Genomic DNA, 10,590 nt, shown 5'->3' with positions numbered 1-10,590 from the left:
GAGGGTACCGGCCTGGTCCGTACCGCTTCGTCGTCGGGCCTGTCGGCGCTGCGCCTGATCGAGGACGAGGCCGCACGCGGTCGCGGCTCGATCCTGACGCTGCGCGCCAGCCAGGAGGCCGCCGTCTATGTGCTGAACCGCAAGCGCGCCGACATCGCCGAGATCGAGGATCGCTACGGCGTGACCGTCGAGATCATCCCCGACCGCGAGGAAGAGGGTGCGCGCATGACGGTCGAGGCGTCCGGCCCGCCGCCGGCCTATGCGCCCAAGATCGACACGCTCCTGCCCGTCGAGGAGGATGAGGACGATCTGATCGACGAGGTCGAGGAGGAAGAAGAGGACGAGGTCGAGGAGGAAGCGACCGACGCCCGTGCGCCGCGCGAACCGCGTGACGAAGGCGACGGCAATGGCCGCAAGCGCCGTCGTCGCCGTCGCGGCCGCCGCAACCGCGGCGATGCCGAGGGTGGCGAACAGGCCGAGGGCGACACCGCGACCGACGATGCCGAGTTCGACGAAGGTGACGCCGAAGACGCGGCGACGGACGAGGTGGCAGAGACCGCTGAAACCGTCGACGGCGAACAGGCCGAGCCGCGCGAAGGCGGTCGCCGCCGTCGCGGACGTCGCGGTCGCCGTGGCGGTCGCCGCAACGAGAACGGCGCGAACGACGCCGGCGAGTCGGTGAACGAGGCGGCGGCTGACGCCGGCTCGGACGACGATCAGGCCGAAGCGCCGCTGTCGATCGAGGAGCCGATCGAGGCGGGCGACGCCGCACCGGTGACGACCCCGCTCGCGGTGGCCGAGGCCGAAGCCACCGACGCGCCCAAGACCCGCCGCCGTCCCCGCGCCCGCAAGGCCGCGCCGGTGGTGAGCGAGGCGACCGAGACCCCGGCCGAGGCCCCCGTGGCCGAACCGGCACCGGAAGCCCCCGCTGCCGCGGTCGAGGCGGAAGCCCCGGCCAAGCCCAAGCGCGTCCGCAAGAAGGCCGCCCCCAAGGTCACCGCCGAGCCGGTCGCCGAGGAAGCGCCGGTCGAGGCGGAGGCTCCTGCCAAGCCCAAGCGCACCCGCAAGAAGGCCGCCCCCAAGGCGGCGGCCGAGCCGGTCGCCGAGGAAGCACCCGCACCTGCGGAAACCGTGGCCGCCGACGAACCGGTCGAAGCGGACGCCGAGGCTCCGACCAGCGAGACCCCGCGTCGCGGCTGGTGGCAGCGGACCTTCGGCGCCTGATCGCTCGAACGGTGCGAATGAAGACGCCCTCCTTCCCCAGTGGAAGGAGGGCGTTTTCGTTGGGGGCCTCCCTATGGCGGGAGGCGACGCCAGACCGTGATGACGTCGTATTGCATTAACGCGAGCCCCTCCCCCTTCAGGGGAGGGGTTGGGGTGGGGCATCGCCGCGAACCGCTCGCCTGTGGATCGCCCCACCCACGGCCCCCCCCTGAAGGCGAGGGGTAAGTTCGCTTCACGCATGCCGCTCTCGGAACGAGCCCACCCCAATCTCAATCCTCCCCTGCAAAGGGGAGGATCATGCGGTTCCTCAAACGGCCGGGGTGGCGGCCACCATCTTCTTCGACGCAGCACATAGGGAGCGCTGCCCGTCAACCGATGCCACTGGCATCACGCCCCCGCCCGTTTCGCGCAGCCCGACCACGCAGTAGCGGTGCGCGACCCCCCCCTGCTCCACCCAGGCAAGCCACAGCGTCCCGACCTTGAAGCCCTGAACGAACCGCATCGTCGCCCCCTTGGTCGAACCGCCCACATCGGTCGCATTGAACGCGTCACCCAGCTCGGCGACGCGGCCACCCGCCGCCGTCGCCAGCGCCGCCCGGACCGTGGGCGGCAGGTCGGAGAGGCGGCGGATCGCGCGCTGGTCGGGTCCCAGCCGACAGACGGAAACCGGTGGTGGCGTGGCATCGATGGCGATCATCATCTTGTCCCTTTCGTTCGCCCGGCGTTCAGCCATCGGCTGGCAAAGGCTATTCGTCGCGGAGCCGCGTGCAAAGCAGGTTGTGCATGGCCTCCGACCCGTCGATAGAGGAATCATGAAGCGTCTGATCGCCGCCTTCGCCGCCACGGCCCTGCTCTGGGCGCAGCCGGCGGCCGCGCAGTCGATCCTGCGCGATGCCGAAACCGAAACCATGTTCGCCGACATGTCCGCGCCGATCATCAAGGCCGCCGGCTTGTCGCCGCGCACCGTGAAGATCGTCCTGATCAACGACGATTCGATCAACGCCTTCGTGGCGGGCGGGCAGATCGTCTATGTTCATTCGGGGCTGCTCCAGGCGGCGGACAATGTGAACGAGGTGCAGGGCGTCGTCGCGCACGAGCTGGGCCACATCGCCGATGGCCATGTCGTGCTGGGCGATGCCGCGATGAAGCCCGCCATGGGCATGTACCTGCTCTCGATGGTGCTGGGGCTGGCGGCGATGGCGGCGGGCGGCGGCGCGGCGGGGGCCGGCATCATGGCGGCGGGCCAGCAGGCGGCGATGGGTAAGGTCCTGTCGTTCAGCCGCGCGCAGGAATCGACCGCCGACGCCGCCGGTGCCAAGTACCTCACCACCGCCGGCATCACCGGCAAGGGGATGCTGAGCTTCTTCAAGAAGCTGCAGAACCAGGAATATCGCTATGGCTACACCAATATCGACCCGTTCGCGCAGACCCACCCGCTGTCGAGCGATCGTATCCAGGCGCTGACCGCCGACCTTCAGGCCGCGCCCGCGTGGAACAAGCCGGTCGATCCCAGATTGCAGGAACGCTTCCTGCGGGTGAAGGCCAAGCTGCTCGGTTATGTCGGCTCGCCCGAGACGACGCTGAACAAATATCCGGCCAGCGACCAGTCGGTCTATGCGCATTATGCGCGCGCCTATGCCTATCATAAGGCGGGCTACCCCGAGAAAGCCGATGCCGAGGCCAACGCGCTGATCGCGCGCGACCCGCACGATCCCTATTTCCTGGAAATCCAGGGTCAGATCCTGCTCGAATCGGGCAAGCCGCAAGAAGCGCTTGCCCCCTTGCGCGAAGCGACGATGGTGTCGGGGCAGAATGCGCTGATCGCCACGACCTTCGGCCATGCGCTGATCGCGACCGAGGACAAGCGCCATCTGGACGAAGCGGTGAAGGTCCTGAAGGTCGCGGTGCAGCGCGACGAGGACAATCCCTTCGCCTGGGTGCAGCTCGGCACCGCCTATGAGCAGCTGGGCGATACGCCGCGCGCCGCGCTCGCCACCGCCGAGCGGGCGAGCATGATGGGCGACAACCGCACCGCCATTCAGAGCGCGCGCTACGCGCTCGCCAACCTACCCCCCAACACGTCCGAATGGATTCGGGCGCAGGATATCGCGATGACCTCTGCCGACGCCGAAGCCGGAACCAAGAAGAAGCGCCGCAAATGAGCGTAAAGGCATGGGCCGCGGTCGCGGTGATCGGCGGCCTGGTCGGCGGCGGCGTGGCGATCGGCATCCAGCAGCTCGCCGCCCCGCACGGCGTTCAGGGCGAGGCGGTGCGCGCCTATCTGCTCGATCACCCGGAGGTCATCCCGGAGGCGATGCAGCGCCTGCAGGACCGCGAACAGGGCAAGGCGGTCGCCGCGATCGGTGCCGACCTGACCAAGCCGTTCGGCAACGCCTATAGCGGCAATGCGCAGGGCGACGTCACGCTGGTCGAGTTCTACGACTATAATTGCGGCTATTGCCGGGCCAGCTTGCCGCTGTTGAAGCAGTTGACCCAGGCCGATCCGAAGCTGCGCATCGTCTATCGCGAGTTGCCGATCCTGGCGCCGTCGAGCAAGGCGGCGGCGCGGGCCAGCCTGCTCGCCGCCAATCAGGGCAAGTTCCCCGCCTTCCACGACGCGCTCTATGCCGGTGGGCCGGTCAGCGATGCGACGATCGCGGCGGCGGCGAAGACCGCCGGGGTCGACATGACCAAGATGGCGGCGTTCCAGCCGCAGGCGGATGCCGAGATCGCGCGCAATCTGGAGGCGGCCGGGCGGCTGGGCCTGACCGGCACGCCGAGCTGGATCGTCGGCAACCGCATCCTGTCGGGCGCGTTGCCGCTCGAACAATTGCAAAAGGCCATCGCCGACGCCCGAAACGGTTGATAAAGCGGCGGTCTTCACACGGGGGACTGCCGCATGACCGACCCGATCCTGTCCGTCGAGGGCGTGACCAAGACTTATAAGGGTGGGGTCACCGCGCTCCAGCCCGTCGATCTGGAGATAAGGCGCGGCGAGATCTTCGCGCTGCTCGGGCCGAACGGCGCGGGCAAGACGACGCTGATCTCTATCGTCTGCGGCATCGTCACGCCGTCGGCCGGTGCGATCCGCGTCGACGGGCATGATGCGCTGCGCGACTATAAGGGCGCGCGTCGCAAGATCGGGCTGGTGCCGCAGGAATTGTCGGTCGACATGTTCGAGCGTGTCATCGACACCGTCAATTTCAGCCGGGGCCTGTTCGGCCGCGCGCCCAACCCCGCCTATGTCGAACAGGTGCTGCGCGACCTGTCGCTGTGGGACAAGCGCCACGCCAAGCTGATGGAGCTGTCCGGCGGCATGAAGCGCCGCGTGCTGATCGCCAAGGCGCTGTCCCACGAACCCGATCTTCTCTTCCTCGACGAACCGACCGCGGGTGTCGATGTCGAACTGCGCCGCGACATGTGGAAGCTGGTCCACCGTCTTCGCGAGCGCGGCGTCACCATCATCCTGACCACCCATTATATCGAGGAGGCCGAGGAGATGGCCGACCGGGTAGGCGTGATCGCCAAGGGCAAGCTGCTCCTGGTCGAGGAAAAGGCCGAGATGATGAAGAAGCTCGGCAAGCGCGAAATGGTGCTGACGCTTGCCGAGCCGATGACCGCCATCCCGCCGGACCTCGATGAGTGGAACCTCACGCTGGAGGATGAGGGCAAGCGCCTGCGCTACATCTTCGACGCGCGCGCCGAACGGACCGGCATCCCCTCGCTGCTACGCAAGCTGGGCGACATGGATATCGGGTTCAACGATCTGGAAACCTACAAATCCTCGCTGGAGGATATCTTCGTCGATCTGGTCGAGGGGACACGCGCATGAACTTGCATGGCATCTGGTCGATCTATCGCTTCGAAATGGCGCGGTTCCGGCGGACGGTGTGGACCAGCCTGATGGTGCCGGTCATCACCACGACGCTCTATTTCGTGGTGTTCGGCACCGCGATCGGATCGGCGATGAACCAGGTCTCGGGCGTGCCGTACGGCGCGTTCATCGTGCCGGGCTTGATGCTGCTGTCGATCTTTTCGGAGAGCATTCTGAACGCCAGTCTGGGCATCTACATGCCGAAGTTCACCGGCACCATGTACGAGATATTGTCCGCGCCGCTGTCGCCGATCGAGACGGTGCTGGGCTATGTCGGCGCGGCGGCGAGCAAGTCGATGGTGATCGGCCTCGTCATCCTCGCCACTGCCTATCTGTTCGTCGACCTCAGCATCCTGCACCCCGTGGCGATGATCTTCTACCTGCTGCTGGTCGCGGTGACCTTCTCGCTGTTCGGCTTCGCCATCGGCATCTGGGCGCGCGGGTTCGAGCAGTTGCAGGTCATCCCGCTGCTGATCGTCACGCCGCTGACGTTCCTCGGCGGCGCCTTCTACTCGGTGACGATTCTCCCTGAGCCGTGGCGGACGGTGACTCTGTTCAACCCGGTCGTGTACCTCATCAACGGCTTCCGCTGGACTTTCTTCGGCACGTCGGACGTGACGCCGGGGGTCAGCCTGGGGGTGACGGCGCTGTTCCTGCTGGCCTGTCTGGCATGGATCGGCTGGATCTTCCGCACCGGCTGGCGGTTGAAGAACTGAGCATAATTCCTCCCCTTGCAGGGGAGGTGGCATCGCGTAGCGATGACGGAGGGGTGTCACCCTCTCGATAGCGGGACACCCCTCCACCAGCTTCGCTGGTCCCCCTCCCCTTACAGGGGAGGAAATCTACTTTTTGAGCACTCCGCCCAGCACCGGCGTCACTACCAGCCCGTTCAGGTCCACCAGCACATGGACCAGCATCACCACCCACAAGCTGCCGGTCATCAGATACAGTCCGGTCATCACCGCCCCCAATGCGGTGGTGGCGATCACCCCGACCCAGCCCTGGTAGCGGTGCATCGCCCCGAACAGGATCAGCGAGGCGATAAAGCCGATCCCCGCCTGCCCCGTCGCCATCGCGACCAGCAGCGGCAAATAGAGGCGGAAGAACGCCTCCTCCGTCACCCCCGCCATGATGCTGAGGGCCGCCGCATATTTCACCTCGCGCCGATCGCGTGGCAGCAGCGCGGAGACATTGCCCAGCGGCTTACGCTTGCGAACGCGTGCCAGCACCGCACCGACGGCCAGCCCGCCGATCGCGCCGCCGATCAGCATCCCCTGCATTGCCTCACCACTGTCGAAGATCGGCGGCACGATGCCCGCGATGGCGACGAACTCGCCCGGCATCATGACCAGCGCATCGAGCCGGCCGAGCAGCACCAGCCCGACCAGCACCGGCAACAGGAACGCCAGTGCCGAGCGGGCCAGCCACAGCCGGAAGCGCATCCGCCGCGAATGACCGTCATTCAGCGCGCTGAACCGTCGATACGCGCCCAAGTCGCCCTTCTGGAACCACCAGATTCCGCCAAGCGCGGCGAGGAGCAGGAGGGTAGCGGTTATAGCGGGAGGCATGACGACAATCTCTTACCCAAGACGGATGTCGCCTTACCCGGTCCGTTCACGCTGAGCGAAGTCGAAGCGCACGCCCCTCCTTCGCGGCTTGGCGAAGCGCGATCCCGTGTCCTTCGACGTCGCTCAGGCTGAACGGCGGCTGTGCTCCGATCAAAGCCGATGCTGCCCCTTCACCCAGCGCACCGTGCCCGAAGAGGCGCGCATCACGACGCTCTCGGTCGTCATGACCTTGGCATGGCGCTTCACCCCCGCCAGCAACGAACCGTCCGTCACGCCGGTCGCCGCGAAGATGCAGTCGCCCTGCGCCAGCTCGGTCAGGTCGTACTGCTTGTCGAGGTCGGTCACGCCCCACTTATGCGCCCGCGCGCGCTCGGCGTCGTTGCGGAACAGCAGCCGCCCCTTGAACTGCCCACCGACGCACCGCAGCGCGGCGCAGGCCAGCACGCCCTCGGGCGCACCGCCCGAGCCCATATAGCAGTCGATCGTCGTCTCCGGATCGGTCGTCGCGATCACCCCCGCCACGTCGCCATCGCCGATCAGCACCACGCCGCAGCCCAGCCCGCGCAGCTCGGCGATCAGCGCCTCGTGACGCGGCCGGTCGAGTACGCACACCACGATGTCGGAGGGCTTGACCCCCTTGGCCTCGGCGATGGCGCGGATATTGTCGCTGGGGCTGCGATCCAGGTCGATGACGCCCGCCGGATAGCCCGGGCCGACCGCGATCTTGTCCATATAGACGTCCGGCGCATTGAGCAGATGGCCCTTCTCGGCGATCGCCAGCACCGCCAGGCTGTTCGGCCCCGCCTTGGCGCAGATGGTCGTACCCTCCAGCGGGTCGAGCGCGATGTCGATCTCGGGGCCGTTGCCGGTGCCGACCTTCTCGCCGATGAACAGCATCGGGGCCTCGTCGCGCTCGCCCTCGCCGATGACGACGGTGCCGTCCATCTCCAGTTCGTTGAGCGCGGCGCGCATCGCCTCGACCGCCGCCGCGTCCGCCGCCTTTTCGTCGCCGCGCCCGACCAGGGTGGAGGCCGCGATCGCCGCCGCCTCGGTCACGCGAACCATTTCGAGGACGAGGACGCGGTCGAGAACCTGGCTGGCGGTCTGGGTCATCTTACTCTCCTGACGGCTTGCACGACCGTCTTGTTGAACATGTTTTACACGCCTTATCGTCTGGCGTAGACAAGGCATAGCCCCGAAACATGACGGAATGAGACGGAATGCGGCCATTCGGCGTTGTGGGGCCGTGAATCCCACCTCCCCCATGATCGCGCTCGATCGCGTCAGCCGCCGTTACGGCGCGCTGGCGGCGGTAAATGATGTCACGCTGACCATCGCGCGCGGCAGCTTCGTCGCGCTGGTCGGTGCGTCGGGATCGGGCAAGTCGACGCTGCTGCGCATGATCAACCGGCTGGAGGACCCCGATCCGGGATCGGTGACGGTCGATGGTCGCGATGTCGCCGATCAGCCCCCGCATGTCTTGCGCCGGGGGATCGGCTATGTGTTTCAACAACATGGCCTGTTCCCGCATATGACGGTCGCCGCCAATATTGCGATCGGCCTGACCCTGACCGGCCAACCGGTCGGCGACCGCGTCGGCGAGATGCTCGATCTGGTCGAGCTGGACCGCGACGTGGCGACGCGGATGCCCGAGGCGCTGTCGGGCGGGCAGCGCCAGCGGGTCGCCATCGCCCGCGCGCTCGCCACCGCGCCGCCGATCCTGCTGCTCGACGAAGCGCTAGGCGCGCTCGATCCCGTCACCCGCGATGCGGTGGCGGGGCGGCTGGTCGATCTGCATGAACGGCTGGGGCTGACCACGCTGCTCGTCACGCATGACATGGCCGAGGCGCTGCTGACCGCGTCGCGCGTGCTGGTGATGGATCGGGGGCGGATCGTCGCCGACGCAACGCCCGCGCAACTGGTGGCGGGCGAAGGCGGCCCGGTCGCGCAGGGCCTGATGGCGGTGCCCCGGCATCAGGCCGAGCGGCTGGCGGCGCTGGCCCGATGAGCGCCTTTCTCGACGCGCTGGGCCGTGTGCCGCCGCTGCTCGCGCAGCATGTGCTGGTCAGCATGGCGGCGTTGCTGCTGGGGATTTTGATCGCCGTGCCGCTGGCCTTCGCCTGTGCCCGGCGGCCGGCGCTGGCGCGGGTCGCCCTGGGGCTGGCCAGCCTCGTGCAGACGATTCCGGCGCTGGCGCTGCTCGCGCTCTTCTATCCGCTGTTGCTGACCCTGTCGGGGCTGGTCGGGGGCGGGATACCCGCGCTGGGCTTCCTGCCCTCGCTGCTGGCGCTGACGCTCTATGCGCTGCTGCCGATCCTACGCAACGGTGTGACCGGGCTGACTGGGCTCGACAAATCCGTGTTGCAGGCGGCCGATGCGGTGGGAATGACGCGAGGCCAGAAGCTGCGGCTGGTCGAGGCGCCGCTGGTCGCGCCCGTGCTGGCGGCGGGCATTCGGACGGCGGCGGTATGGACGATCGGCGCGGCGACGCTGGCGACGACGGTAGGTCAGCCCTCGCTGGGCGACCTGATCTTCGCCGGGCTTCAGACCCAAGCCTGGGCGCTGGTGCTGGCGGGGTGCTTCGCCGCCGCCGCGCTGGCGCTGACGGTTGATGCGCTGATCGGACTGGTCGAGCGCGGGCTGGCAATGCGACGCCGCAGCCTGTGGATCGGCGCGCTGGCCGCGCTCGCGCTGGGTTGCGGGCTGGCGACCCAGCCGCTCTGGCCGCAAGGGGGCGAGCAGCCGCGCGAGGTGGTGATCGGGGCCAAGAACTTTTCCGAGCAATATATCCTCGCGCGGATGATCGGCGACCGGCTGACCCGCGCAGGCTACCGCGTCAGCTACCGCGACGGCCTGGGCTCGGCGGTGGCGTTCGAGGCGACGGCGGCGGGACGCGTCGATGTCTATGTCGACTATGCCGGCACGTTGTGGACCACCGCGATGCACCGGCATGACTCACCGCCGCGCGCCGCGATGCTGGGGGCGCTTAAGGATTGGGCGGCGACCCGTGAGGTGGCGATGCTGGGGCCACTGGGGTTCGAGAATGCCTATGCCTTTGCAATGAAGGGGGATGCGGCGCGGCGGCTGGGCGTGCGGTCGCTCGCCGACCTGTCGCGCGTCGCGCCGCGCTTGAAGTTGGGCAGCGATCTGGAGTTTCTCGACCAGCCCGAATGGGCGGCGGTGCGCGATGCCTATGGCTTACGCTTCGCCAGCATGACGCCGTACAGCCCGACCTTCATGTACCGCGCGCTGGAAAGCGGGCGGGCGGACGTGATCTCGGCCTTTTCCTCCGACGGCCGGATCGCGGCGGACAAGCTGACTGTGCTGAGCGATCCGAAGCGGGCGATCCCCGGCTATGACGCCGTGCTGCTGGTGGCGAAGGACCGCGTGGGGGACGCAAGGTTCGTCGAGGCGTTACGGCCGATGCTGAACCGGATTCCGGTCGAGGCGATGCGCGAGGCGAACTACCGGGTCGACCGCGACGATGCGGCGAAGGAAAGCCCCGAGGCGGCGGCGCGGTGGCTGGCGAAGCGGGTGGGGTTGTAGTTTGGATTCACGCGAAGCCGCGAGGGCGCGAAGTAGAAAGGTTTTTGGTTCGCGCGGAGGCGCGGAGGGTATCGCGTTGGGCGAACGTCGCGCTGTCGTCCTAGGCCGGAGGGACAAGATGAAGGCTGCACAGGGCGCGACACCTCTGCGTCCTCCGCGCCTCCGCGCGAACCTCATTCTTCTTCGCGCCCTCGCGCCTTCGCGTGAACCTTAAGCCCCTCCCGCAGGCGGGAGGGGTTTGGGGAGGGCATGGAGTCTCACCGAGACTATCGCCTGTGGCGTGGCCTCCCCCCCCCCCCCCCCCCCCCCCCCCCCCCCTGCGCAGGAGGAAACCCCGGGGGGTGTCAACCCCGCAGAAGATCGGTGATGTTGGTTTTC

General features: G+C 68.0%; 9 protein-coding genes and 1 pseudogene. 7 read left to right on the top strand and 3 right to left on the bottom strand.

What is annotated here, in order from left to right; genetic code table 11:
* A pseudogene (locus ACQKJZ_RS15645) lies at nucleotides 1–1,224 on the top strand (ribonuclease E/G); the annotation flags it as partial.
* A gap of 307 nt (nucleotides 1,225–1,531) precedes the next feature.
* Here ACQKJZ_RS15645 and ACQKJZ_RS15640 read toward each other — a convergent pair.
* A complete protein-coding gene (locus ACQKJZ_RS15640; RefSeq protein ID WP_427732177.1) occupies nucleotides 1,532–1,924 on the bottom strand; it encodes a hypothetical protein in 393 nt (130 codons plus the stop codon).
* Between the two features lie 112 nt (nucleotides 1,925–2,036).
* Here ACQKJZ_RS15640 and ACQKJZ_RS15635 point away from each other — a divergent pair, with 112 nt between their 5' ends.
* Genes ACQKJZ_RS15635 through ACQKJZ_RS15620 form a run of 4 tightly spaced genes read left to right on the top strand, consistent with a single transcriptional unit; the run spans nucleotide 2,037 to nucleotide 5,814 of the window.
* Nucleotides 2,037–3,386 (top strand): M48 family metalloprotease, encoded by a 1,350-nt coding sequence (locus tag ACQKJZ_RS15635; RefSeq protein ID WP_427732175.1) that lies wholly within the window; start codon nucleotides 2,037–2,039, stop codon nucleotides 3,384–3,386.
* Nucleotides 3,383–4,090 (top strand): DsbA family protein, encoded by a 708-nt coding sequence (locus tag ACQKJZ_RS15630; protein WP_427732173.1) that lies wholly within the window; start codon nucleotides 3,383–3,385, stop codon nucleotides 4,088–4,090. Before ACQKJZ_RS15635 ends, ACQKJZ_RS15630 begins: the two co-directional genes overlap by 4 nt.
* Before the next feature lie 33 nt (nucleotides 4,091–4,123).
* A complete protein-coding gene (locus ACQKJZ_RS15625) occupies nucleotides 4,124–5,056 on the top strand; it encodes an ABC transporter ATP-binding protein (RefSeq protein WP_427732171.1) in 933 nt (310 codons plus the stop codon).
* Nucleotides 5,053–5,814, top strand: a complete 762-nt coding sequence (locus tag ACQKJZ_RS15620) for an ABC transporter permease (protein ID WP_042490632.1) — start codon at nucleotides 5,053–5,055, stop codon at nucleotides 5,812–5,814. The genes ACQKJZ_RS15625 and ACQKJZ_RS15620 overlap by 4 nt, the downstream gene beginning before the upstream one ends.
* Nucleotides 5,815–5,940: 126 nt before the next feature.
* Here ACQKJZ_RS15620 and ACQKJZ_RS15615 read toward each other — a convergent pair whose 3' ends face one another.
* Nucleotides 5,941–6,666, bottom strand: a complete 726-nt coding sequence (locus ACQKJZ_RS15615; protein ID WP_427732169.1) for a CPBP family intramembrane glutamic endopeptidase — start codon at nucleotides 6,664–6,666, stop codon at nucleotides 5,941–5,943.
* Nucleotides 6,667–6,816: 150 nt separating this feature from the next.
* A complete protein-coding gene (gene glpX / locus ACQKJZ_RS15610; protein ID WP_427732167.1) occupies nucleotides 6,817–7,779 on the bottom strand; it encodes a class II fructose-bisphosphatase in 963 nt (320 codons plus the stop codon).
* Nucleotides 7,780–7,930: 151 nt separating this feature from the next.
* Between glpX and ACQKJZ_RS15605 the strand changes: the two genes are divergently transcribed.
* Together ACQKJZ_RS15605 and ACQKJZ_RS15600 are read left to right on the top strand one after the other, a co-directional pair.
* The gene (locus ACQKJZ_RS15605; protein ID WP_427732179.1) at nucleotides 7,931–8,674 is read left to right on the top strand and encodes an ATP-binding cassette domain-containing protein; all 744 of its coding nucleotides are present in this window, start codon (nucleotides 7,931–7,933) and stop codon (nucleotides 8,672–8,674) included.
* Nucleotides 8,671–10,212, top strand: coding sequence for a glycine betaine ABC transporter substrate-binding protein (locus ACQKJZ_RS15600; protein ID WP_427732165.1), 1,542 nt, complete (start codon nucleotides 8,671–8,673; stop codon nucleotides 10,210–10,212). The genes ACQKJZ_RS15605 and ACQKJZ_RS15600 overlap by 4 nt, the downstream gene beginning before the upstream one ends.
* Nucleotides 10,213–10,590: the final 378 nt, after the last annotated feature.

This window comes from Sphingomonas sp. NPDC019816, from assembly GCF_050274375.1.
Taxonomy (GTDB): domain Bacteria; phylum Pseudomonadota; class Alphaproteobacteria; order Sphingomonadales; family Sphingomonadaceae; genus Sphingomonas.
This window is presented reverse-complemented; position numbering and strand designations above follow the sequence as displayed.

Bases quoted from the DNA above. Each gene is read 5' to 3' on its own strand.
- ACQKJZ_RS15640 (WP_427732177.1), bottom strand. From the start codon at position 1,924: ATGATGATCGCCATCGATGCCACGCCACCACCGGTTTCCGTCTGTCGG.
- ACQKJZ_RS15635 (WP_427732175.1), top strand. From the start codon at position 2,037: ATGAAGCGTCTGATCGCCGCCTTCGCCGCCACGGCCCTGCTCTGGGCG.
- ACQKJZ_RS15630 (WP_427732173.1), top strand. From the start codon at position 3,383: ATGAGCGTAAAGGCATGGGCCGCGGTCGCGGTGATCGGCGGCCTGGTC.
- ACQKJZ_RS15625 (WP_427732171.1), top strand. From the start codon at position 4,124: ATGACCGACCCGATCCTGTCCGTCGAGGGCGTGACCAAGACTTATAAG.
- ACQKJZ_RS15620 (WP_042490632.1), top strand. From the start codon at position 5,053: ATGAACTTGCATGGCATCTGGTCGATCTATCGCTTCGAAATGGCGCGG.
- ACQKJZ_RS15615 (WP_427732169.1), bottom strand. From the start codon at position 6,666: ATGCCTCCCGCTATAACCGCTACCCTCCTGCTCCTCGCCGCGCTTGGC.
- glpX (WP_427732167.1), bottom strand. From the start codon at position 7,779: ATGACCCAGACCGCCAGCCAGGTTCTCGACCGCGTCCTCGTCCTCGAA.
- ACQKJZ_RS15605 (WP_427732179.1), top strand. From the start codon at position 7,931: ATGATCGCGCTCGATCGCGTCAGCCGCCGTTACGGCGCGCTGGCGGCG.
- ACQKJZ_RS15600 (WP_427732165.1), top strand. From the start codon at position 8,671: ATGAGCGCCTTTCTCGACGCGCTGGGCCGTGTGCCGCCGCTGCTCGCG.